Raw genomic sequence first — 22,735 nt, forward strand, 5'->3', positions numbered from 1 at the left:
CAAAAATAAGTTGCTCTTTGTTAGCTGTTCTCTGAAAATCAAAGTAAATTGCATAAAGCAATAAATTGTTCTAAAGTGAGTGCTTCCCCCCTAATAGAAGAATTTACCCCTATTTTATCAAGAGCATCACATACTTCCTGCCTTATTACCCTCATTGGGTTTCCTTTATCATCTATAAGCAACGAAGAATTAGAGAGGGCGTTGGCAAGGGTTTTTCTTCGTTGATTGAAAGCAGCGCGTATAATAGAAAAAAGTTTCTTTTCACTTTCTACTTTTATCACAGGTTCCTCAAATCTGGTAAGTCTGATGACAGAGCTTCCCACACCGGGTTTTGGCATAAAGCATCCAGGCGGGACATGCATCATGACCTCCGGCTTTACATAGTACTGCACAGCAAGGCTGAGTGCACCATAATCCTTAGTGCCAGGATGAGCCTGCATCCGGTCTGCCACTTCTTTTTGCACCATAACAGTAATACTGCGAAAAGGAACCTGACCCTCTAACAGCCCCATAATAATTGGAGTTGTAATATAATAAGGCAAATTAGCCACTACTTTAATTGGTTTGTCCTCATTTTTTTCCTTTGCCAATCTTCCTATGTCCACATTCAATATATCTTCATTGACTACAGTCACATTTTTATATTCCGAAAGGGTTTCTCTGAGAATGGGAATCAGGTTTTTGTCGATTTCTACTGCTACTACCTCTTTGGCACTTTCCGCCAGGTACTGCGTCATAGTACCTATGCCTGGTCCAATTTCAATTACGCAGTCCTCTTTCGTGATTTCCGCCGCATCAATAATTTTACCTAAGATATTTGCGTCAATTAAAAAATTCTGCCCATATTTTTTTTGGAAATGAAATCCATACTTTTTTATCATCTCTCCTGTTGCTGTAGGTGTTGCCAAATATGCCATAATATTTACAGCTCCTTATTCTCTAAATCAAATTTTTATCTGAACTGTCAAAAACCCCACGGAAATAAAAGTCTTTTGCGTTCTGCATAGTCTGCATCAGTACTTCTTCCTTACTGATTTGTTTTATCTCTGAAATCTTCTGTGCCATGTAGTCGATGTAAGAGGACTGGTTTCTTTTTCCACGATAAGGCTCCGGTGCAAGATAAGGGCAGTCTGTTTCCAGTAATATCCGGTTTATGGGAATATAAGAAACCGCTTCTACCAGTTTTTTCGCATTTTTAAAAGTAATAACTCCCCCAATTCCAAAATAGTAATCCATATCTAAGTATTCTCTTGCACTCTCCTTGGTGTAGGAAAAGCAATGAATAACCCCAGATGTTTTGTCCTTATGCCAGCTTTTCAAAATTTCAAGCGTGTCTTTGGCTGCTTCCCTGGAATGTACAACAATGGGCAGATTTACTTCACCTGCCAGATAGAGCTGCTTTTCAAACCATTTCTTTTGAATGTCTTTACCCGGATCTGGCCAATGATAGTCCAGTCCTATTTCCCCTATAGCAACCACTTTTGGCTCTGCTGCTTTCGTTTTAAGCCATTCTATATCTTCCTGTGTCAGTTCACCTGTCTCCGAAGGATGGATACCAATTGCCGCATAAATAAAAGAATACTTTTTTGTAAGCTCTAATGTTTTCTTTGTAGAATCTAAACTGGCTCCAACATTTACAATAAATTCTACTCCATTTTTCCTCATATTATTTAATAATTTATCCCTATCTGCATCAAAAGCTTCGTCATCATAATGTGCATGTGTATCAAATATCATCTCTGAGTACCTCTTAATTTAAAAAAAATTAATATAATTAAAAAAAAATTAAAAAAACACTTGCAAACTAAAACACATTATACTATAATAACTCTTGCGTTGTAAGTAAAGTAAAATTTTATAAAAAATTTAATTTTACGCGCCTTTAGCTCAGTTGGTAGAGCACCTGACTCTTAATCAGGGTGTCCAGGGTTCGAGCCCCTGAAGGCGCATCAGAGTACCATTTTTGAGGACATAAGAGCCTTGGGGATGGTGCTTTTTTATTCCCTGTAATTCTTTTTAAACTGCTTCGGCGTAACACCCTTCCACTTTTTAAATATCTTAATGAAATGACTGCTGTCAGAAAACCCTGTCTCCTGACTGATATAATTCAAGTCAAAATCCGTAAACAAAAGCAGGTCTGAAGCCTTGCATACTCGTATAAATTCAATGTATTCCTTACAGGATCTCCCATAATACCGCTTAAAATTCTTAGCAAAGCAGGAATAGCTCATGTTACACATGTCCGCTAAATCCTCCACTTTAATTTGCTCGTTGGCATGTTCATCAATATATGCCGTGATTGCACGGATAGAATTTATTTCTAAAGGATGCGACACAGCTCCATCCGTGTCAAATCCATTTTCCCTCCAGAGACGAATCAAATGTACCAAAAGAAAGCAAATCCGATTATGGACAATAATATCATATCCATAATTTCTCTGCTCCAATTCTCTGCGGCATTCCTCAAATATTTCCTTTACCCCTAATCCCTTAAGCTGTTCTCCCTGAAAGAAAATATCGGCTCTCTCACTTTTAGCCGCACTTTCCAAAATAATACGAAGCTTTGGCGCATAGCTGTTTTCGGTATAAAGCTTATTTACATCGAATTTGATTACTTCATATTTTAGTGGACCATCTGATGCCGCATAAATTGCATGCACGGATTCAGGATGAAAAATAATTATATTCCCTGCTTCCACTATATAATTTTCCCCATTACATTCTACTCTGCTAGTTCCCTCTAATATGTAAATCATCTCCATAAAATAATGCCAATGGGGACGTATGGGAAAATCCATGACAGAAGCATCACACAAAAAAGCCTCATACGGCGAATTAAGTGTGTCAATATATTCAAAAAAATGCTGCATGTCTTTTAATCTCCTGGACTATAGCTCCATTACCAATAACTTTAGTGTAAATACAACACATACCGTATAAAACATACGATTTCACTTTTTACGACCATCTGCTTTTCGGTTTTAAAATATCAGACCCGTCATCTCAATAAAAATACCAGATATTACACCTATTGTATAAAGCAACAGAGTAATTTTTATATTCTCCTTCAGACTATCATTTACTCTGAAAAGCACCAATAAGCCAACTCCGGATCCCGCAAGCAACCCGGCAAGCATGGAACCTGCTCCCAGCACCCCTTCTAAATAAAGCTGTGTTAATACAACAGATGATGCACAATTAGGAATTAACCCTAGCACTCCCGCAAGCAACGGACCTAAAAACATCTTTCCTGAGGCGAACCCTGCCAGTTTTTCTTCTCCTATCCCACCAATCATAAGATTAATAAGAAAAGTAATAAGAATCACAAATAAGAAAATCTGCAAGGTGTGGCTAAGTGCCGATTTTAAAATATTTCCTTCCTGACAGTGACAATGCTGGTGCTCACACAAATGGTCTATTTTCAGTTTTTCGGTTTCATTTCCCTTTTTTCTTCGAATAACCCAATCCATCAAAAATCCGGCAGATATTCCTATTACTACTTTTACTGCCAGAATCCTAACAATGGTAATGAAAGGTACCTGCTCCGATATAAAAATCGGAAGCATTTCATCCGATGTTGATAAAAATACCGCAAACAAAGTACCTAACGTGATAATTCCTCCTGCATACAAATTGGATGCAGCCGTGGAAAATCCACATTGAGGAATAATTCCAAGCACTCCGCCAAGGAATGGCCCCCATTTTCCTGATTTTTGCATCATTTTTCCAGCCCTATCACTGGTCTTATGTTCAACGTACTCCATCACCAAATAAGTAAGAAACAAAAATGGAAACAGCTTGATTCCATCTATTAACGTATCTAATATGATATCTTGTATCATAATTGAACCTCTTTATTTATTGTTATCAGGAATAAAACAGCGGCTTTGACCGTAATTTCAAAACCGCTGTCAGACTTATTTCAACCGGTGCATAACCTCATTGCCACCTGACCCAAAATAATTATGCAGTATTTTATATTCTTTGTAAAGCATATTATAAGCTTCTACATTACATGGAATCGGATCGTACTTTTTCTCACCAATATTTCCCATAGCCCGCGCCGCTTCACCCACAGACAAATAACCTCCTGCGTCATTACCCGCCGCCACCGCTGCATAAATGGATGCGCCAAAAGCCGAACCTTGATTTGTTGAACTTGTAAGAATTGTTTTACCAAGTATATCCGCGTAAATCTGCATCATAAACGGATTTTTAGAAACAATGCCTCCACATGCATATAGCTCCTTTGCTATAATACCGCCTTTTTCAAATTCTTCAAAAATAGCCCGCATTCCAAAGGCAGTCGCCTCCAAAAGCGCCCGGTATATATCCTCCGGTTTTGTCCTAAGCGTAAACCCAAGTATCATTCCCGACAGCTTCGAATCGGCAAGACAGGAACGATTACCATTCCACCAATCCAGAGCAATGAGGCCGCTTTCCCCAGGTGCAAGATGTGCTGCTTTTTCAGAAAGAAGTGTATGAACTGAAATTCCCAAATCCGCCGCTTCTTTTTCATAGCTGCCTGGCACACTTGTCTTTACAAACCAATCAAAAAGGTCTCCCACAGCGCTTTGCCCTGCCTCGTAGGCATAAAGTCCCGGAAGCACCGCATTTTTCACACAGCCGGAAATTCCCTGTATGTAAGAGAGCTTTTCTGAGCACAGTAACATACAGCAGGAAGTCCCAAGAATCATCAGTGCCTTTTCGGAACCGTCAATCCCTGCAGAGGGAACTGCCACGTGCGCATCAATCATAGAAGCCGCCACCGCTGTCCCTGCTTTTAGCCCCATCCTGCGGGCTGCCTCCTGTGTCAATCTCCCAGCGCACTCGCCTACTTGAACTTCTCTGCCCTTCAGCTTTACTTTTAAATTAGAAAGACCGGGATGGAGTTCTTTTAAGAAATCCTCTGACGGATAACCATCTTCTTCATTCCACAAAAGCTTATAGCCTGCATGGCACATACACCGGGTTACTTCCCCTGTCAGCAGATAAACGAGATAATCGCTTACCTCCATGAAATTATCTGTCATCTCATATACATCCGGCGCTTTCCTTACAATTTCCATAAGCTTTGGCAGCATCCATTCCGCGTTCACTCGTCCTCCGCAGCGCATCAGAAATTTTTCGTTACGCTTTTTGGCAAGCTCCGTAATGCAGTCCGCCTCCTTTTGTGCTCCATGATGTTTCCAAAGCTTTAACCATGCATGGGGATTTGTCCGGAAACGTTCTGTCTTACATAGAGGCTCTCCGTTTGCTAAGACAGGCAAAAATGTAGAAGATGTGGCATCAATGCCGATACCAATTACATTTTCCGGCCTACAACCGGATTTTTCAACTACCTCACCAATTGTATGATACATTACCTCCACATAATCATCAATTTCCTGAAGGGCAAAATCCACAGGCAGTTTCATTTCTGTTTCAGGTAAGTTATCCAAAATTCTATGAGAATTTGTCTCATGGGGATACATCCTAACAGGATGCATCCTATTAGGATATATCCCATTAGTATATATCCCGTTAGGATAGGGATAAACACTTTCCGCTATTACTTCTCCACTGCCAACGCAAACCAGAACAGCTCTTGCCGAAAGCGTACCATAATCTAATCCAATTACATATTTATCCAAATTTTCAGGTTTCATCACAATATTTTTCCACCAATTTTTCCGCTGCCTCATCCAGTTCTCCAATATCCCACATCAGCTGTAATATGGTATAACGGTCGCGCAGCTCTTTTCCAAATCGTATACTGTCATAGACATATTCACGACAAATTCCAACATCCGCAGGAACTTTTGCTGCACCCATTTTCTCAAGTACATCATAAATCTCAGATGCTTTCGGCGCTGTTTTTGCAAGTGCCTTAATTTCATCCCATCTTTTTTCCATAACCGAAAGACGCTCAAGCAATCCTTTCGAATCATTCTTTTTTGTTTTTTTCTCCAACTGAATAATTCCCTCTGCGCCGTCCCGATAGCAGCGATGTATTTCCTTTTCCCAGACTTCCATGGAAAGACGGCAGGATATATTCTCGCGAATTTTAGAAAAATCCGGTTTTTCCATCTCTGCCAGTTTATTGTAAAGCTCTAACATCAGCACAGTACCAATTCCAACCTTTGTGCCGTGTAAAACTGCCGGAATACGATCAAAGAGGAACTGCATTTCCCAGTAATGTGACTGGTGGTGCTCCGCACCGGAGGCGGGGCGTGAGTTGCCGGAAAAGTCCATGGCAATACCGGAAAGCACCAATGCTTCCGTAAGCACTGAAACCGCCCTGCTGTCATGGGATGCAAGTCCATTTGTACTTTCCATGGTCTGATCTACTGCCGTTCGCATGATATCTGCAATAGTATCACAATAATATTCGTCATTTATAATGTTAGAAAGTTTCCAGTCAAGAAGACAGTTATATTTTCCAAGAATATCCGCTGCTCCTGCTGCCAGCATTTTAAGCGGAGCAGCCGCCATAATTTCCGGGTCGCATATAAGCGCCAAAGGCTCCTGTGCAGGAAAAGTAACCTTCATATTATTAAAAATCAGTGGCGCCACACCGCTTACAAGCCCATCCATGGAAGGTGCTGTCGCAATCAATAAAAAAGGCCTCCCTGTAATATAACTAAAATAACGGCCAAGGTCATTAATCGTACCGGTACCTACGGAAATGATTATGTCCGCATCCTTATCATTTCCCATTGCTATACTTCCTAGCGCGTGCTCATCGGCCGCTAAATCTCCCTTATTAGGGCTTTTTAGTATATGCGAGGTGAAACGGATATTTGCCCCTTTCAGCACTTCTTCCGCCTGATGTCCTGCAATTTCATGGGTATGCGTATCCGAAATCAAATAAGGCCTTATATATCCTAACTGAGCTAAAAGATCCGGCAGCTTTTTAATAGCGCCCGGCTCAAAAATGTAATGTGCAAACAATGATTTATGTGTTCGTCCACAGCTGCATTCAAAACTACAGTTTAAATATGGTTCTATAGACTTAGTCTGCATATGATCCTCCATTCTTTTCAGCAACCTGCAAATTTGGGCACAAGCACAAATTTGTCACGTTAATTTCTTTTTGTAATTGTTATATGTATCAAACAATAGCTTTCCTACTTTTCTTCACATACCTGAAAGATGTAGAATTTTAAGTAATAGGATTCATCCGCCGCCCATAAAATAGGGTGATCCGGAGCCTGTGTTCTAAATTCTACCTGACGCAGCCTCTTATGTACATTTTTTGCCGCCTGATGAATCACTTGCGTAAAAAGCTCGTAAGACATAAAATGAGAACAAGAACAGGTAGCTAAAAAACCTCCTTCCTTAACAAGTTTCATAGCCCTAAGATTTATTTCCCGATATCCCTTTACCGCATTTTTAACAGACTGACGGGATTTTGCAAAGGCGGGCGGGTCAAGTATGACAACGTCAAATTTCTCCTCTTTTTCTTCTAACTCAGGCAAAAGTTCAAAAACATCCCTGCATAAAAATGTTGTCTTATCTTCTACTCCGTTTAATATGGCATTCTTAACAGCCTGATTTATTCCTGTCCAAGATGCATCTACCCCAATAACTTCTTTTGCACCTGCAACTGCGGCATTTAGGGCAAAGGAACCGGTATGGGTAAAACAGTCTAATACTTTCGCATCTCTGCAAAGCTTTTGGATTGCCAGACGGTTATATTTCTGGTCAAGAAAAAATCCTGTTTTCTGCCCATCCTTCACATCCACATAAAATTTGACTCCATTTTCTATTATCTCCACATTAGTGTCAAATTCCTCTCCAATAAATCCTTTGGTTCTCTTAATTCCTTCATTCTCTCTTACCTTAGCATCACTCCTCTCATAAACCCCCTTGATTACAATGCTATCCTCTAAAAGAATTTCTTTTAGCAGATTCACTATGTCTTCTTTAAATCTGTCAATACCAAGTGCAAGAGATTCCACAACCAATACATCGGAAAACTTATCAATTACCAATCCCGGTAAAAAGTCCGCCTCCCCAAATATAATCCGGCAGTTCTGCGTATCAACCACTTTTTTGCGATATTCCCAGGCTTCAAGGACTCTTTTCTTAAGAAAATCCCTGTCCACCTCCTGGTGAATATTTCTGGTCATGAGCCTTATCCTGATCTTGGAATTTTGATTGATAAATCCTTTTCCCATGGGATAATCGTCAAAATCATGCACCCGCACAATATCACCGTTTGCAAAATTTCCCATTATACTTGCGATTTCATTATCAAATATCCACATACCCCCTGCTTTAATGGTACGGCCTTCTCCCTTTTTTAAAGTAACAATTGCTTCTCCCATATAAACCCCCCATGCTGCCAGTTCCTACAAATTTGGGCGTCAGCACAAATTTGTCTGTGAAAAATTTATTTTTCACAGTAACCCCTATTCTTCTCCCAATAGTCAAAAACTACACAGCAGCCTGACAAAACATTAAACTTGCTTTTCGAGGAAATAAAATACATCAAGTTAAAATAATTTACAAATTATTAAAATTATTATGTATAGTATACCTAATTGAACATCTTTCTTCAATGATTTTATATAAAAAATAAAAAACAGTTATTATCTTCTATAGCAGCAAAAGCTTATCCAACAAAGTAAATAATCCATAAATCAACGGCTGATGCAGCATATAAATTATCAAAGAATGTCTTCCTAAAATAGAAAGCGGTTTCCATCCTTTCATAAGATATTTTCCAAACTTCTCCTTTGTCAAACAATACAAAAAGTAACCTGATAAGAACAGGAAAAACCATGGTATCAGAGAAAAATAATCTGTAGAATAAAATTCCGATTTCGCAAAACCAAGAAAGGTCATGATATACCCTTTGTATAAAACTTCAGGCAGTCTTATCATATTCCAGCTCTCAAATCCCAAGTATCCGCTATTTATATTTCTGGTTAAAACAAATAGTAAAATGCTAAAGAAAAACCCCCATCCGGCGGCTGCTTTTCTCAAAATTTTTTCTAGTGGAACCATAAGCAGCATACAACTTCCAATCAACGTCAAAACACCAAATATCACCCGATCTTCAGGCATAAACACAATCGTAACCAAAGAAACAACAACGCCGGCTATAAAAACAATCATTCCCCTTCTCACAGGTCTTTTTCCCAAGGACCAGCAAAAACCTGAAAGCAATATAAATGTCCAGCATATACTTTGCTGCCATATATAGGCGCCATTGCTTTGGTACCAGCCAAGATTTTTTTTAAAAATATACACCAAATCCCAACAGGCATGATACAAAATCATACTGATCAATACTACTCCGCGAATACTGTCTAAGGCTTCATATCTCTGCTTTTTTCTTTCAAAATCTATATTTGTTTCCATTCTATCAAAGGTTCCTTTCTCCATCCGAATATCCTCGAAATACTTTTATTAACCTTATCATAAATGCCAGCCTTTGCAAACTATCCTTATATCAAATTCTTCCTAACCTGCCTGGTAACCCTTCGCCTAATATCTTATTACAAAAACAGCGCAGACCAAAATCAGTCTGCGCTTAATCCAAACAGAATACAATCATGTATAACACTTATGTAAATCAATCATGTAAATCTAATCTGTGTAACTCAATTATGCATAATACTTTCAGGCAAAAAATTCTTCCAATAAGTTCTCTAGTTCATCCTGATACTGCCCCATAACCGAATCCTCCATCATTGAAGCATTTTCTTCCTTCATCCGCACCTTTTCTTCTTTATCCTCCATTTCAAAAAATTCTTTTGCATATTTCTCTCTCTTTTTTATTCCCTCCTCCATAGCATTTTCTTTCTCCATTTCCAACCTTGGCGTATAGTAATTTTCCAGATAATCTGTCATATTTGTTTTTAATATTTTCTTTTTCTCCTGTACATCAACAAATCCTGAAACAGAAAAATACAAATATAGCCCAAGAATACTAACCAGATAATAGGGTATAATTTGAAATAAGGTATTGCCAGCTGCCAGTGAAAAGCAAATAGACAAACCTGTCACGAATATGGAAAGCATCATGAACTGCCCTGAAATATGCGTAAATCTGGAAATACGTATTTTTGCAAAACGCATTGTTTGTAAAAATCTATCCACAAAAACACCCGTATTAACCATCTTTCCGTTTAACTTATAATAATTGGCATATTTTTGTTTGCATTCCATTAACAGTTTGTTTTGTGTATCAGACATATTATCCGACTCAGAAATCATATTATGATATATGACACCGGCAATCATCTGACATGCAACACTGGACAATAAAAAAAATGAAATGAATCCCGTAAGTATTTTATGGTCTGACAATAATGTAAACATATTTCCTCCTTTCCTTACTATATTATAGTAGAAGGGGTTTTTTCCCTCAATAACTACAGGACTGTAAGTCATCGCCATATTTCTTCAAAATTTTGTAAAATCAGAGCAGGAAATACCTTTTCATACTGGAAATAGTATATAATTTCTGCTATACTTATCCATTAAAGAAAGGATGAGTGATTATGAAATATCAACCAAAAGGTACTTGCTCCACCTCTATTGATTTTGAGGTTGAGGATGGAATCGTTAAATCTGTTACATTTTCCGGAGGATGTAACGGCAACTTAAAAGGCATTGCAAGCTTAGTAACCGGTATGTCTGTAGATGATGTGATTTCTAAACTTAAGGGCATCCGCTGTGGTTTTAAAACTACTTCCTGCCCCGACCAACTGGCACATGCGCTGGAACAATTTAAAAACAGCAATTGTTAAAAATTGGAGGCTCCTTTTATGGGCAACTTAAATTCAACAAAAAAAATAGTCCTTACCGGCGGCGGAACCGCAGGACATGTAACACCCAACATTGCCCTTCTGCCTTCCCTTAGGGACGCTGGTTATGAAATTTCTTATATTGGTTCCTATGACGGAATTGAAAAAAAACTGATTACAGATTTTGATATTCCTTATTATGGGATTGCTACCGGTAAATTCAGACGTTATCTGGATATTAAAAATATAACCGATCCCTTCCGTGTGATAAAGGGTTTGGGAGAAGCAAGAAAGTACCTGAAAAAAATAAACCCTGACGTTGTCTTTTCCAAAGGAGGATTTGTCAGCGTTCCGGTTGTGCGGGCAGCTGCTTCTTTGCACATTCCCTGTATTATACATGAATCCGACATGACACCGGGATTGGCAAACAAACTGTGTATTCCTGTAGCTGAAAAAGTATGTTGTAATTTTCCGGAAACCATGACCATGCTGCCAAAAGAAAAAGCAGTACTAACCGGCTCTCCCATCCGTGAAGAACTGACCAAGGGAGATAAAATAGCTGCTCTTGATATGTGCGGTTTTACTGCAAACAAGCCTGTTATCTTGGTGATTGGGGGAAGTCTTGGGGCTGCCTCCATCAACAAAGCGGTACGAGAAGCTCTCCCAAAACTTCTGACAGACTTTCAGGTTATCCATATCTGTGGAAAGGATAAGATTGACAATATGCTTCTCCACATGGAAGGATATGTGCAGTTTGAATATGTTAAGGCCGAATTAAAAGATATGTTTGCCCTGGCGGAACTTGTTATTTCCCGGGCAGGCGCTAATTCCATCTGTGAATTATTAGCCCTTAAAAAGCCTAATCTTCTCATTCCTTTATCTGCAAACAGCAGTCGCGGAGACCAGATTTTAAATGCCAAGTCTTTTGAGTCCCAAGGATTTTCTATGGTACTTGATGATGACAATTTATCTCCTGGCTTGCTGGCTGAAAAGGTTATGGAATTATACTTTACAAGACAAACCTATCTTGACGCAATGGGAAAAAGTAATCTCCTCGCCTCCATCAAATCAATTATGAAATTAATTGAAGATGCGGCTGCAAAAGAATAATTATGAATGTAGATATTACAATTGACGCTTTATGGCAATTACTAAACGAACATCAAAACGAAACTTTCTATACCATGAAAAAGCTGCCTTTCACTTTTACCGTGAGAGGCGGTGAGATTTTTGTGGACAGACGTTCCAAATCTATTACAAAAGCTACTTTTAAACAGGCTTTAAACAAGCTTAAATCAAATTCTGACCAAATCAAAGGCCCAAAGTCATTAAATGTTTTTGGAGCGCCTTATGTATGGGCAATTTTAAAAACCTTTGAAATTGTATAAGAATATTCTAGGTATCCTTTCATCTAAAAGAATACATTATTTTTAGATATATTTTTTGATATTTTGTAATGTATTCATCTAAAATAGTTAGTCATCATAAATGTCCACCTTAATTCTGTCTTCATATGGTTTCACCAGCTTTTCTACTATCTCATAGGATAACCTGCGCATATCATCAATATTTTCCTGATAATTACTTTTATCAACCTGATGTTTGCCACTTATCAGGCAATCGCAGATATAATGGTTAATCTCCGGTGAAAAGTGCAGAATATCCATATAATTTTCAAGGTTAGTAATAACCTCTCTGTCATTTTGAAAATAGTAAAGTTTTACATTTTTATAAGAAAGCAATTTTTCCATTGCTCTTTCTATATTATACAGATAAGCCTCTGTATCCCCCTCACGATAAATATTATCCCACCACATCATAGAATAAGGCGGTATAAATATATAGAAAACAGTATCAGGATTCTCCTCAATGCGGCTTTCCAACAAAGCAAGATTTTCTTTGAGCACATCTTCATAATAATTGGCCGGCTTCATTTTTGAGATAGACGGCTTGCGTATATAAAGCCCCAAAACCATGTCAGAATTAAATTCCTTCCACTGGGCCCAATTATAAGAATTATTCTCATCATAGTCTCCAATAGTAGAATTGGCTATCAAATAGGGAATCTTTTCCATCAGGACCCCTTTATTAAACCAATATGCAATATCATTGAAATAATTATCATCGTACAAATACATAGGACAGCCGGTAAGAGCGTAAGTAGTTTCCGGGTCGGCCACCAATGCGGAAGGATCTAAATTATAAAAGACATATTTAAGGTCCTGATGTTCAAAAGCAATATCTAAAAGAAAGCATAAATCCGCCGTGGCGCCATAAGAGCGGATTGCTTTAATCACATTACAATCAAAGCCCTGGTTAAACCAGTCGTTATAATAATTTTCTGCAACAGATGAACCTGCAACCACACTGTCATAATCAAATGTCTTAAGAGAACCTACACACTGATACTCTTTGTCAGTCAATACTGCCTTCAGTCCCTTAATAGGCTTATGGTATTGAAAAAAGGGATCAAACACCACTACCGCTAAAATGCAAAGAACAAATAATACTCCACTCCATATAAAAAAATGTTTTAAAAATTTTTGTGACATCTAAACCACCTGCTAAAAATTAAAATAAATAAAGGTGCTAATCTGTGAAAAAGATATTACAGACCATACAAAAATAACAGTAATAAAAAGACAAAGTTTTGAATTTAAAGGGTGATTTCTTACAATTTGAATCGTATTTTTACGGGTAAGAATAAATCCGCTTATAACCAATAAAAAAATAAAAACAGCCATATACATATGATTCAGCATATCCGGTTTTACCATATTAATCACTTGTTTTAATAAATAAAATTCCGGAATATCCAAATTTACCACAATCTTAGAAAGATATCCTGTATTCTTAAAAGCTAGAACATTTTTAAACATCTGAAAGGCATTTTCCATATTTTCACTGCGGAAGAAAATCAAAGACAAATTAAAAAATCCAAAAGTAAACAACCATCCCAGCCATCTTGGTATATATATTTTGGCCGGAACCTTTTCATTGGTTCCTTTTACACCTACGATTCCCATATTATCCCATATTACCAATAGTCCTTGCATGGTCCCCCATGCAAGATAAGTCCAGTTTGCCCCATGCCACAGGCCGCTTAAAAAGAAAACCATAAAAGTATTAAAAATTGTCCTTATTTTTCCTTTCCTGCTGCCGCCTAAAGGAATATATACATACTGAATAAAAAACCGCGACAATGTCATATGCCATCTCTGCCAAAGCTCCTTCACGGAACAAGCTTTATAGGGAGAATTAAAGTTTACGGGCAATTCAATGTTAAACATTTTTCCAAGTCCTATTGCCATATCGCTATAACCGCTGAAATCAAAATATATTTCAAAGGTATAGACTAAAATCACAAGCAGCGTAGATGGAGTATCAAGAAAAGCCGTCTGCTCAAATCCAAAATTTACAGGAATAGCCAGAACATCCGCCAACAATACCTTCTTTCCAAGACCTATCGTAAAAAACACGATTCCTTTTGCAAAATTATCCTCATTAAATTTACGGTTCTTTATATCCTCAAACTGTGGCATCATCTCTTTGTGCAAAACAATAGGGCCCGCGATTAATTGGGGAAAGAATGTAACAAATGTTACATAATTTACAAAGGAATAATGCTCCGCCTTTCCGGTACATCTGTCAATAATAAAGGATAACTGCTGAAAAGTAAAAAAACTAATTCCCAGAGGAAGTAAAATAAATTTTAAATTAAAATTCGTATGGAATACCAAATTTATATTTTCAAAGAAAAAATCGTAATATTTAAAATAGAATAAAAACCCAAGGTTTAACAACATACCGGCTATAAGCCCCGCATGTCCGGCTATTTTTGAACGGGAGAACTTCATCAAATAACTGATGAAATAATTACCTAATATACTGGCAATAATAACCCCAAGATAATAAATATTAAAATACCCATAAAACCACAATGACATACCGGCCAAAAAAACCTTGGCAAGTTCATAGGCTTTAAAATGATTAAGAGCATACCAACCAACAAGAGTAAGCGGTAAAAATATAAATATGAATATATAGGAATTAAATAACATTCTCTTTCTCCCTGTCTCTCAAACGGACAAGCCTCTCTTTTGCCCTGTACGATATATTAACATACCTTTACATATTTTGTCTAATACATGGAAATACTTAGTAAAAAATTAGTAACTATTCAGCCTAGGACTTTGTATTTGCTACAAAGTCCGTAAGAACGCATATATTCTGCCAAGAGCAAATCCAGCCCTTCATCGTAGATGAATTTAAAATAGTCGGATTCGGTAACAATTTGGCCGAAGGCTGAACTGTTACAAAAATTAATAAGGGGGTTAAATATGAAAAAAAATAATTTCTTTTTAATAGTATTAAGTACATTTTTATTTCTTACCGGATGTGTAGATAAAAACAAAAATGATGAAAGTCATGCATTTGTGGATGAAGGAAATGGGGAAGAAGATGCCATTAATACTTTACAAGTGGGCAGTAAGTATAAAATTGTAGGGCCTATGGACGAGCTGAAAGATGCCGTAATGGATATACTGGACAGCAATTACTGGCCGGATACCCTGCTCAGCTCTGAAGAACTAGCAGAACGGACAGGCATTTCCGAAAATATGTATGATGACTATATGGCCGAATACCAGCATACGGAGGCCGGTATTGATATGATGATCATAGTCAAAGCCAAAGAAGGACAAATACAGACCGTTGAACAATATTTAAATGAATACCGGGAATTATTACTCAATATTTATTCCAACCAGCCCCAAAATAGAGCCAAGATCTTTGCATCCAGAATTGAAACGATTGAAAATTATGTCTGCTATATCCAGTTAGGCGCTAATCTTTCGCCCTTTGAAAAAAATGGAGATGAAGCAATGATATATCACTGCCAGCAGGAAAATGAACGGGCCTTAGATATCATTGAAAAACGAATTTTAAATACTTAATTTTTTAACTTTAACATCTATTTTTTTAATTTCTATTCCTGTATAATATAGGCATCTAACAGAAAGGAAAAATACCTATGAAAAAATTTATTTCCTGGAATGTAAATGGTTTGCGTGCATGTGTGGAAAAAGGGTTTTCTGGTTTTTTTCAGGAAGCTGATGCCGATATCTTTTGTCTGCAGGAAACCAAATTGCAAGAAGGCCAGATAACCTTAGACCTTCCCGGTTATTATCAATATTGGAATTATGCAGAAAAAAAGGGATATTCCGGAACCGCTATTTTTACCAAGGAAGAACCTTTATCTGTTTCCTATGGCCTTGGCATTGAAAAGCATGATCATGAAGGCAGGGTTATCACCTTGGAATTTGAACACTTTTACATGATTACCGTTTATACTCCTAATTCTCAGGATGAACTAAAGAGACTGGGTTACCGTATGGAATGGGAAGATGATTTTCTTTCTTATCTAAAAAAATTAGAAGAAAATAAACCCATCATTGTATGTGGGGATATGAATGTGGCCCACAAGGAAATTGATTTAAAAAATCCTAAAACAAACCATAAAAATGCAGGATTTACGGATGAAGAAAGAAATAAATTCACATCATTACTAAATGCAGGATTTACAGATACTTTTAGATATTTTTATCCCGACCTTGAACATGCATATTCCTGGTGGTCTTATCGCTTTAGGGCAAGAGAAAAAAATGCAGGGTGGCGTATCGATTACTTTTTAGTCTCGGATGTCTTAAAAGATACTCTTAGAGATGCCATTATTTACAAGGATATTATGGGCTCTGACCATTGTCCTGTGGGATTAATAATTTTGGATTAACCGTAAGGTTAATCCTCTATTAATCTTAAACCTGCTGTATCCGTCACAGGAAGAGAAAATACGATCGATTTTGCCTTAGTGTCCATACCAGCATTTTCCATAATTGCCTTCATAATATTGTTTTTTTGTTCTTTCTTTGTAACAATAAAAATCATTTCTTTCTCAGCCGCTATGGAAACTCCCATAAATTTCTCAGCAAGTTCCATACCTGTTCCCCTTGCATGGATTACCGTGCCGCCATAAGCACCGGCTCCTCTTGCAGCGTTCATAATTAATTCTATATTTCCCTGATTAGCAATTACAATAATGAGCTCATGTACTGTATCCTTCAAGGTTGATTCTTCCTCCTTTTGATAATCTTGACTTTCCAATAAAAACTGCAAGGCTTTCTTTCCCCCGATACTGCTAAGCGGTACAAGAAAAGCAATTCCGCCTCCGGGGGCATCTATTTTCATTTTCTTTTGGAGCTGCTTTTTGACCAAAAGCCAACCGCTCTCCTCCTGCACAGAAAAAAACACTACCTTTTCCGTTGCCTCTAACCCCATATAATCCAATATGTCGCTGGCTGCCGTACCTGCTCCTAAGCTGGTAAACATTACATTTTGTTCACTTTCCTTGTAAAGCTCCATATATTTTCTGCCAACTTTTCTGTCAACGATTGTTATCATCAGATATAATTTACCCATATGCCATCCCATTTCTAAAACAATATGATTTTTACAACTCGATAATTTCCATATCTCCAAATTCTTCCAAAGGTACATAAACCTTTCTTCCGGATACTTTCCTGCGAAGTCTGCTTTCCTTTATCTTAAATACCATACCCATTGTCTGAATTGTAATCAGAGGTGTCATGGCTACCATAGCTATAATACCAAAAGCATCCGTTATAATATTTCCACCTCTTGCCCCACATGCACCCATTGCAAAGGGAAGTAAAAATGTAGCTGTCATAGGACCAGATGCCACTCCGCCTGAATCAAAAGCAATAGCCGTAAATATTTTAGGAACAAAAAATGTTAAGATAAGCGCAATCGCATAGCCGGGAACAACCAGCCACATAATAGAAATACCTGTCAGAACTCTGACCATAGCAAGCCCTACTGACATACACACACCAATCGATAAACTGGTTCCCATAGCCTTAGCGGATATTGCCCCGGATGTCATTTCCTCTACCTGCTTTGTCAGGACAAACACTGCCGGCTCCGCCTTAACAATATAATAACCAATTATCATACCGATCGGGATAATAATCCATGCAAAGGAAAGCCCTGCTATGGTCTGTCCTAAATAATTTCCTGCTGGCATAAACCCCACATTCACGCCTGTAAGAAAAAGCACAAGTCCTACATAAGTATATATAAGACCAATACCAATCTTAATCAAAGCCTTTTTACTAATATCTCTTGAAGCCATCTGAAACAGTCCGAAAAAAATTACAATCGGCAAAAGAGAAACTGCCATTTCTGTTATGTAAGTGGGAAATCCGCTTGCAAATAATCCCCATAAATCTACCGTATTATCAACTACAGGAATGGAATCTGACACAATCTCGCTTTGTCCCGGATTATAAATCATTCCCAAAATAAGCACTGCCATAATAGGCCCGATAGAACATAAGGAAACCAGACCAAAACTATCGTCCGATGCATGTTTATCACTTCGGATTGCTGCAATACCGATACCAAATGACATAATAAAAGGTACTGTCATAGGACCTGTCGTAACACCTCCGGAATCAAATGCAATCGCTAAAAAATCCTTTGGCACAAATAAAGTTAAAATAAAAACAATTGCATAGAAAAATACCAATAAATTAGGTAATGCAATGCTAAAAAGCATACGCAGTAATGCAATTACCAAAAATACGCCCACACCTGCTGCCACTGACAAAATTAAAACCATATTAGGAATAGAAGCCACCTGCTCTGCTAAAACCTGCAAATCCGGTTCTGAAATCGTAATGATAAAGCCCATAATAAAACCAATTGCTATCATGACAAAAAACTTTTTAGATTTTGTCATAATAGTACCGACTCTCTCTCCCATAGTTGTCATGGACATTTCCACGCCAACATTAAAAAGCAGCATTCCCACAATCAATAATAATGCCCCAATCAAAAAACACATTAATATACTGGGAGGAATGGGAGCAATTGTAAAGCATAATAGCAAAACAATCGCCAATATTGGAAATACCGCTTTTAAAGTTTCGTTAAGTTTTTCTTTAAATTTTGATCGATTAACCTGCAATAATATCAAACACCTTTCCTAAAAATATCCCTAAATTGAATCCTATTATTTTTATTATAGCATTATTACCTGTAAATCTGCCACAATAAAAATAATTTTAACAATTCCTTTATTTTTATTGATTTAAAGAAAATATTTATTGATTTACAATAAATATTTATTGACAATCGAATTATTTGATGATATATTCCATATACAACAATTGAAAAGCATTCATTCAGCCTGTCTGAAGCATGACTTTATAAAATCTTAGGATGATGGAAAGCATGGAGGATTTTTATGAACGGCAAATTAACCATTTTTACAAAAATACTTTTAGACTTCCTGTATTATACCGGAATAATTGTTACCGCTATTGTTCCGCTGATTATCTCTTTTTATGGAAATTACAATACTTACTTTGCACAAAACACTTTTCAACTGAGTATCCTGTTTATTTTTTCCGGCATTTTTGCAGTACTTATTATTTATGAGCTGCGAAAAATATTTAAAACCGTACTGGCAGATGATTGTTTTATCCGACAAAACGTAACGAGCCTTAATAAAATGGGAACTTACAGCTTTTTCATAGCCTTGTGTACCAGTTGCCGGTTATTTCTTTACCTGACTCCTGCGGTTATCATAGTCATTTTGGTATTTGTAATAGCAGGATTATTCAGTAAGGTACTCTCCCGCGTCTTCGATAAAGCTGTAACTTATAAATTAGAAAATGATCTTACAATCTAAATTTGCAAACTGTCAAACGCTGACACTTTTTACCAGTCAGCTTATGGATCAAAAAATGGGAGATGTGAATATGGCGATTAAAATAAATCTTGATGTAGAGATGGCAAAACAAAAAAAAGGACTTACAGAGCTTGCTAATGAGGTGGATATTACCCTTGCCAACCTTTCTATCCTAAAAAACAATAAAGCCAAAGCAGTCCGGCTTTCCACCTTAAATGCTATTTGTAAAGCTCTTAACTGTCAACCCGGCGATATTTTAGAATATGTAGAAGATTAAAAACCTAAATCTGGCTGAACCGGATATATGTAAAACAAACGCTGCAACGCTTCGGCAAGAATGGAGGATTATTATGACAACAGAATCAATTTTAAATGAAAATCAAAACCAAAAACCTGAACCAGTCACGATTCAAGAAACTGAAAAAACAATTAAAAAATCAAACCCTCTTTTTATCTTTATGGCAGCAGGAAGTTTCATCTATGCCTTTTTCTACACTTTATTTTTATATAAAAACAATTCAGGTATCACTTACCCTTTTTTTGTAGGCGGAACCTGCTTACTTTTCTTCTTATATATGAAAAAGTCAGGGATTACCGCCAAAAAATTTTCTCTTTTTCTTCTCATTAGCCTGCTTTTACTTGGCATAAGTACCTGCTTTACAGATTCTTATATTTTAATTTTTTTTAACAAAGTGGGAATTTTCTTTTTATTTTTTTACTTAATGCTCCATAATCTGTATGAAGATAAAAACTGGGATCTGCCAAAATATTTAGGTGCTATCATAAACATTTTATTTACCAGCCTGGCGTTTATCTTCAGGCCGTTTACTGATTTTTCCACTTATCATAAAAATAGAGCTTCTATCAAATTTTCTTCCGAAAATAATGAACACTGTGAACCTTTACAATACGGCTCATCCATTAAAAAAGATAATTTAAAATATATCTTATTCGGTATTTTAATTGCAATGCCTCTATTATTTATTATCCTGCTTCTTCTTTATCAGGCTGATGCGGTATTTTCAAGCATGCTAGATCAGATTTTTTATTTCGACTTTTACATTGACTTTGAAGATGACATTTATGGAATTATCTTTTTATTTTTATTTGCTTTCTTTGCAACTTACAGTATTATGAGTCGTATTTCTGTTCATAACCTGAAAGAAGAAATTCCTGATAAGAGAACTGGGGAACCTATCATGGGAATTACTTTTACAGGGCTAATTTCACTGGTTTATCTGGTATTTTGTTATATCCAGGTGGTATATCTCTTTGGAGGCTTCGGTACACTTCCTGCCCATTATACCTATTCCTCTTATGCAAGAGAAGGGTTTTTCCAATTGGTGTTTGTATGTATCATCAATCTGTTATTGGTTCTTTCCTGCATGAAACGCTTTCGTGAAAGTAAAATTTTAAAGGGCATTCTTACTTTTATATCCATCTGTACTTATATTATGATTGCATCCAGCGCCTATCGGATGCTGCTTTATATTCAGGTATACTATCTTACCTTTTTAAGAATATTTGTATTGTGGGCGCTTTTTGTTATTTTCCTGCTTATGAGCGGCGCTTTGATTATGATTCATAAAATTAAATTTCCATTGACCAAGTATTGTTTGATAACAGTGACCATACTCTATATCCTGTTTTCCTTTTCCCATCCGGATTATTGGATTGCCAGATATAATTTAATGAACAGCTTAAGCCAAGAAACTGTTACCGAAAACGAAAATAATTTAGAAGAAAGCTATCAGACTAAAAACACATTCCATGATTATTATTATTTACGACATTTGTCAGATGATGCCGCACCTGTTATTTTCGCAAAAGCAAAAGAACTTGGTTATGAAAAAAATGACTGGTTCCTTAATTATGCTGCAAGTATTGTAACAAAAAATACGGATTGGAACCATTCTGATAAAATAGAAGGTTATTTGCCACAAAAACCCTCTATAAGAAAATGGAATATGTCCAGATGGAAAGCCATTTATACATATACGGAGTATTATAATTCAAATAAGGAATTTGCCCATAAAGTTATCAATTATATTTAAATTAAATAGTGATTTAATTTAAATATATTCCAAACAATCCCTATTTAGAATTTTCAATAAAATCCTTCCTGACAAAAGAATGTTCTAAATAGGGATGAAATTATATATAGTATCAATCTATAGCAAAGTAGACGGAGGGATTCCTTTTCTGTTCCCATACTCATCTACAAAAATTTCATAGTATTTTTCGCGATACTGCTTTGGCGTTATACCTTTTTTCTTTTTAAAAGCCCTGATAAAATGACTTTGAGAGCTGAAATTCAAAAAGGAACTTATTTCTGCATAAGTATAGTCTGAATACTTCAACATATTACCGACCGCTTCTATCTTTTTTGATAAGATATAATCTGAAATCGTAATTCCGGTTTCTTTTTTAAATAAAGTGGATAAATAGCTGGCATTCAAATTTGCCACCGAAGCTAGTTCTTGTACCGGAATAGATTCGTGTAAATGATGATAAATATAATCCATACAAAGCGTAATAGGCTTAGAAAACACACTTTTCTTATCTAACTCTGCCATCTCATGAGTATAAAGAGAAAACATATCAACCTGTAGTTTTTGAATTTCTTTAACCGTATTTAATTTATCCATTTTTTGAATATACAAATCGCTGATATTAAAAGCCCTTTCTGATGGCATACCTCCTGAAATGGCTGTTCGACTGGCTAAAGTAGCGCCGCATACAAAAATATATCTTGCATTCCTGACAGGGTCATCTGATAAATGTCCCTGAAGACCGGAATATAATATTTTTTCACTCTCCTCTACCGCTCTCGGATCTCCTGCTCTTAGCAAATCATATTGAAGGTTATCCTCAAGTGAGGTATGGTGCCGTTTATCCATTTCCCGATTCAAAAATTCTATGTATCTTAATTCCTTTTCATTTACAACATGGTTTTTCATATTAACTTACATTCCTCTCGCTTCGCTCAGGCACAAAAATTTTCTTTTTTCATTACAGTAATATATATAAAAAAAATATCACAAAACCAATTTAAATACAATAATCATACTTATTGTTCTGATAGAATAAAACCATCTCAAAGATAGATTAAAAAATAAACCAATCTAAAATTTATTATATTTCAAATAGGAGCTTCCTGTATAATTCAAATATAGGGAATTCCAAGAAGGGTGGTTGATAAAAAAATACCTCAGAGTAA

At 36.7% G+C, this 22,735-nt stretch carries 22 protein-coding genes and 1 tRNA gene; 9 read left to right on the forward strand and 14 right to left on the reverse strand.

Going from position 1 to position 22,735, the window contains the following annotated elements; translation table 11 throughout:
• Nucleotides 1-38 precede the first annotated feature (38 nt).
• Both rsmA and D5281_RS16700 read right to left on the reverse strand, forming a co-directional pair.
• Nucleotides 39-917 (reverse strand): 16S rRNA (adenine(1518)-N(6)/adenine(1519)-N(6))-dimethyltransferase RsmA, encoded by an 879-nt coding sequence (gene rsmA / locus D5281_RS16695; RefSeq protein WP_160561241.1) that lies wholly within the window; start codon nucleotides 915-917, stop codon nucleotides 39-41.
• Between the two features lie 22 nt (nucleotides 918-939).
• On the reverse strand, nucleotides 940-1,737 hold the full coding sequence (locus tag D5281_RS16700; RefSeq protein WP_160561242.1) for a TatD family hydrolase: 798 nt from the start codon (nucleotides 1,735-1,737) through the stop codon (nucleotides 940-942).
• A 139-nt stretch (nucleotides 1,738-1,876) separates the two neighbouring features.
• On the opposite strand from D5281_RS16700, the gene D5281_RS16705 reads away from it, so the two are divergent.
• Nucleotides 1,877-1,949 (forward strand) — tRNA-Lys (locus tag D5281_RS16705).
• A 48-nt stretch (nucleotides 1,950-1,997) separates the two neighbouring features.
• Here D5281_RS16705 and D5281_RS16710 read toward each other — a convergent pair.
• The 7 genes from D5281_RS16710 to D5281_RS16740 form a co-directional block, all read right to left on the reverse strand.
• Nucleotides 1,998-2,870 carry an AraC family transcriptional regulator gene (locus D5281_RS16710; protein WP_160561243.1) on the reverse strand — a complete coding sequence of 291 codons (873 nt, stop codon included), beginning with the start codon at nucleotides 2,868-2,870 and terminating at the stop codon, nucleotides 1,998-2,000.
• A 111-nt stretch (nucleotides 2,871-2,981) separates the two neighbouring features.
• On the reverse strand, nucleotides 2,982-3,842 hold the full coding sequence (locus D5281_RS16715) for a putative manganese transporter (RefSeq protein ID WP_160561244.1): 861 nt from the start codon (nucleotides 3,840-3,842) through the stop codon (nucleotides 2,982-2,984).
• Nucleotides 3,843-3,917: 75 nt separating this feature from the next.
• Complete coding sequence (locus tag D5281_RS16720) at nucleotides 3,918-5,684, reverse strand: ribulokinase (RefSeq protein WP_277935419.1); 1,767 nt, start codon at nucleotides 5,682-5,684, stop codon at nucleotides 3,918-3,920.
• Complete coding sequence (locus tag D5281_RS16725; protein WP_160561245.1) at nucleotides 5,638-7,005, reverse strand: sn-glycerol-1-phosphate dehydrogenase; 1,368 nt, start codon at nucleotides 7,003-7,005, stop codon at nucleotides 5,638-5,640. The genes D5281_RS16720 and D5281_RS16725 overlap by 47 nt, the downstream gene beginning before the upstream one ends.
• 104 nt (nucleotides 7,006-7,109) lie before the next feature.
• A complete protein-coding gene (locus tag D5281_RS16730; RefSeq protein WP_160561246.1) occupies nucleotides 7,110-8,312 on the reverse strand; it encodes a class I SAM-dependent rRNA methyltransferase in 1,203 nt (400 codons plus the stop codon).
• Between the two features lie 271 nt (nucleotides 8,313-8,583).
• Nucleotides 8,584-9,375, reverse strand: a complete 792-nt coding sequence (locus tag D5281_RS16735) for a heparan-alpha-glucosaminide N-acetyltransferase (protein ID WP_277935420.1) — start codon at nucleotides 9,373-9,375, stop codon at nucleotides 8,584-8,586.
• Nucleotides 9,376-9,612: 237 nt separating this feature from the next.
• Complete coding sequence (locus D5281_RS16740; protein ID WP_160561247.1) at nucleotides 9,613-10,314, reverse strand: hypothetical protein; 702 nt, start codon at nucleotides 10,312-10,314, stop codon at nucleotides 9,613-9,615.
• Nucleotides 10,315-10,496: 182 nt separating this feature from the next.
• Here D5281_RS16740 and D5281_RS16745 point away from each other — a divergent pair, with 182 nt between their 5' ends.
• The 3 genes from D5281_RS16745 to D5281_RS16755 are packed head-to-tail and all read left to right on the forward strand — an operon-like array spanning nucleotide 10,497 to nucleotide 12,130.
• Nucleotides 10,497-10,745: a TIGR03905 family TSCPD domain-containing protein gene (locus D5281_RS16745; protein WP_160561248.1), complete on the forward strand. Its 249-nt coding sequence runs from the start codon at nucleotides 10,497-10,499 to the stop codon at nucleotides 10,743-10,745.
• 18 nt (nucleotides 10,746-10,763) lie between these two features.
• Nucleotides 10,764-11,852, forward strand: coding sequence for an undecaprenyldiphospho-muramoylpentapeptide beta-N-acetylglucosaminyltransferase (locus tag D5281_RS16750; protein ID WP_160561249.1), 1,089 nt, complete (start codon nucleotides 10,764-10,766; stop codon nucleotides 11,850-11,852).
• Between the two features lie 2 nt (nucleotides 11,853-11,854).
• Nucleotides 11,855-12,130, forward strand: coding sequence for a lysophospholipid acyltransferase family protein (locus tag D5281_RS16755; RefSeq protein WP_160561250.1), 276 nt, complete (start codon nucleotides 11,855-11,857; stop codon nucleotides 12,128-12,130).
• Between the two features lie 87 nt (nucleotides 12,131-12,217).
• Here the strand turns inward: D5281_RS16755 and D5281_RS16760 are convergent, their stop codons facing one another.
• A complete protein-coding gene (locus D5281_RS16760) occupies nucleotides 12,218-13,294 on the reverse strand; it encodes an SGNH/GDSL hydrolase family protein (RefSeq protein ID WP_160561251.1) in 1,077 nt (358 codons plus the stop codon).
• Nucleotides 13,295-13,306: 12 nt separating this feature from the next.
• Nucleotides 13,307-14,803, reverse strand: a complete 1,497-nt coding sequence (locus tag D5281_RS16765) for an MBOAT family O-acyltransferase (RefSeq protein ID WP_160561252.1) — start codon at nucleotides 14,801-14,803, stop codon at nucleotides 13,307-13,309.
• 279 nt (nucleotides 14,804-15,082) lie between these two features.
• Between D5281_RS16765 and D5281_RS16770 the strand changes: the two genes are divergently transcribed.
• Nucleotides 15,083-15,697 carry a DUF4358 domain-containing protein gene (locus D5281_RS16770; RefSeq protein WP_160561253.1) on the forward strand — a complete coding sequence of 205 codons (615 nt, stop codon included), beginning with the start codon at nucleotides 15,083-15,085 and terminating at the stop codon, nucleotides 15,695-15,697.
• Between the two features lie 77 nt (nucleotides 15,698-15,774).
• Nucleotides 15,775-16,533, forward strand: coding sequence for an exodeoxyribonuclease III (gene xth, locus D5281_RS16775; RefSeq protein WP_160561254.1), 759 nt, complete (start codon nucleotides 15,775-15,777; stop codon nucleotides 16,531-16,533).
• Between the two features lie 8 nt (nucleotides 16,534-16,541).
• Here xth and D5281_RS16780 read toward each other — a convergent pair whose 3' ends face one another.
• Together D5281_RS16780 and D5281_RS16785 are read right to left on the reverse strand one after the other, a co-directional pair.
• Nucleotides 16,542-17,219, reverse strand: coding sequence for a P-II family nitrogen regulator (locus D5281_RS16780; protein ID WP_160561255.1), 678 nt, complete (start codon nucleotides 17,217-17,219; stop codon nucleotides 16,542-16,544).
• Between the two features lie 31 nt (nucleotides 17,220-17,250).
• Entirely contained in the window at nucleotides 17,251-18,795 is a 1,545-nt protein-coding gene (locus D5281_RS16785; protein WP_408637288.1) for a DUF1538 domain-containing protein, read from the reverse strand.
• Nucleotides 18,796-19,068: 273 nt separating this feature from the next.
• Between D5281_RS16785 and D5281_RS16790 the strand changes: the two genes are divergently transcribed.
• The 3 genes from D5281_RS16790 (at nucleotide 19,069) to D5281_RS16800 (ending at nucleotide 21,569) form a co-directional block, all read left to right on the forward strand.
• Entirely contained in the window at nucleotides 19,069-19,515 is a 447-nt protein-coding gene (locus tag D5281_RS16790; protein ID WP_160561256.1) for a DUF2975 domain-containing protein, read from the forward strand.
• A 70-nt stretch (nucleotides 19,516-19,585) separates the two neighbouring features.
• The gene (locus tag D5281_RS16795) at nucleotides 19,586-19,792 is read left to right on the forward strand and encodes a helix-turn-helix domain-containing protein (RefSeq protein WP_160561257.1); all 207 of its coding nucleotides are present in this window, start codon (nucleotides 19,586-19,588) and stop codon (nucleotides 19,790-19,792) included.
• A 73-nt stretch (nucleotides 19,793-19,865) separates the two neighbouring features.
• The gene (locus D5281_RS16800) at nucleotides 19,866-21,569 is read left to right on the forward strand and encodes a DUF4153 domain-containing protein (RefSeq protein WP_160561258.1); all 1,704 of its coding nucleotides are present in this window, start codon (nucleotides 19,866-19,868) and stop codon (nucleotides 21,567-21,569) included.
• Between the two features lie 117 nt (nucleotides 21,570-21,686).
• Here the strand turns inward: D5281_RS16800 and D5281_RS16805 are convergent, their stop codons facing one another.
• Nucleotides 21,687-22,475, reverse strand: coding sequence for an AraC family transcriptional regulator (locus D5281_RS16805; protein WP_160561259.1), 789 nt, complete (start codon nucleotides 22,473-22,475; stop codon nucleotides 21,687-21,689).
• Nucleotides 22,476-22,735 lie beyond the last annotated feature (260 nt).

Origin of the sequence: Parablautia muri (assembly GCF_009917485.1) — a bacterium.
GTDB classification, from domain to species: Bacteria; Bacillota; Clostridia; order Lachnospirales; family Lachnospiraceae; genus Suilimivivens; species Suilimivivens muri.

What these genes read in the sequence shown, in the direction of transcription:
- D5281_RS16720 (WP_277935419.1), bottom strand. Translation starts at nt 5,684, where the DNA reads ATGAGGCAGCGGAAAAATTGGTGGAAAAATATTGTGATGAAACCTGAA.
- D5281_RS16805 (WP_160561259.1), bottom strand. Translation starts at nt 22,475, where the DNA reads ATGAAAAACCATGTTGTAAATGAAAAGGAATTAAGATACATAGAATTT.
- rsmA (WP_160561241.1), bottom strand. Translation starts at nt 917, where the DNA reads ATGGCATATTTGGCAACACCTACAGCAACAGGAGAGATGATAAAAAAG.
- D5281_RS16735 (WP_277935420.1), bottom strand. Translation starts at nt 9,375, where the DNA reads ATGGAGAAAGGAACCTTTGATAGAATGGAAACAAATATAGATTTTGAA.
- D5281_RS16790 (WP_160561256.1), top strand. Translation starts at nt 19,069, where the DNA reads ATGAACGGCAAATTAACCATTTTTACAAAAATACTTTTAGACTTCCTG.
- D5281_RS16715 (WP_160561244.1), bottom strand. Translation starts at nt 3,842, where the DNA reads ATGATACAAGATATCATATTAGATACGTTAATAGATGGAATCAAGCTG.
- D5281_RS16770 (WP_160561253.1), top strand. Translation starts at nt 15,083, where the DNA reads ATGAAAAAAAATAATTTCTTTTTAATAGTATTAAGTACATTTTTATTT.
- D5281_RS16740 (WP_160561247.1), bottom strand. Translation starts at nt 10,314, where the DNA reads ATGTTTACATTATTGTCAGACCATAAAATACTTACGGGATTCATTTCA.
- D5281_RS16780 (WP_160561255.1), bottom strand. Translation starts at nt 17,219, where the DNA reads ATGGGTAAATTATATCTGATGATAACAATCGTTGACAGAAAAGTTGGC.
- D5281_RS16750 (WP_160561249.1), top strand. Translation starts at nt 10,764, where the DNA reads ATGGGCAACTTAAATTCAACAAAAAAAATAGTCCTTACCGGCGGCGGA.
- D5281_RS16730 (WP_160561246.1), bottom strand. Translation starts at nt 8,312, where the DNA reads ATGGGAGAAGCAATTGTTACTTTAAAAAAGGGAGAAGGCCGTACCATT.
- D5281_RS16800 (WP_160561258.1), top strand. Translation starts at nt 19,866, where the DNA reads ATGACAACAGAATCAATTTTAAATGAAAATCAAAACCAAAAACCTGAA.
- D5281_RS16755 (WP_160561250.1), top strand. Translation starts at nt 11,855, where the DNA reads ATGAATGTAGATATTACAATTGACGCTTTATGGCAATTACTAAACGAA.
- D5281_RS16700 (WP_160561242.1), bottom strand. Translation starts at nt 1,737, where the DNA reads ATGATATTTGATACACATGCACATTATGATGACGAAGCTTTTGATGCA.
- D5281_RS16795 (WP_160561257.1), top strand. Translation starts at nt 19,586, where the DNA reads ATGGCGATTAAAATAAATCTTGATGTAGAGATGGCAAAACAAAAAAAA.
- D5281_RS16760 (WP_160561251.1), bottom strand. Translation starts at nt 13,294, where the DNA reads ATGTCACAAAAATTTTTAAAACATTTTTTTATATGGAGTGGAGTATTA.
- xth (WP_160561254.1), top strand. Translation starts at nt 15,775, where the DNA reads ATGAAAAAATTTATTTCCTGGAATGTAAATGGTTTGCGTGCATGTGTG.
- D5281_RS16710 (WP_160561243.1), bottom strand. Translation starts at nt 2,870, where the DNA reads ATGCAGCATTTTTTTGAATATATTGACACACTTAATTCGCCGTATGAG.
- D5281_RS16725 (WP_160561245.1), bottom strand. Translation starts at nt 7,005, where the DNA reads ATGCAGACTAAGTCTATAGAACCATATTTAAACTGTAGTTTTGAATGC.
- D5281_RS16745 (WP_160561248.1), top strand. Translation starts at nt 10,497, where the DNA reads ATGAAATATCAACCAAAAGGTACTTGCTCCACCTCTATTGATTTTGAG.
- D5281_RS16765 (WP_160561252.1), bottom strand. Translation starts at nt 14,803, where the DNA reads ATGTTATTTAATTCCTATATATTCATATTTATATTTTTACCGCTTACT.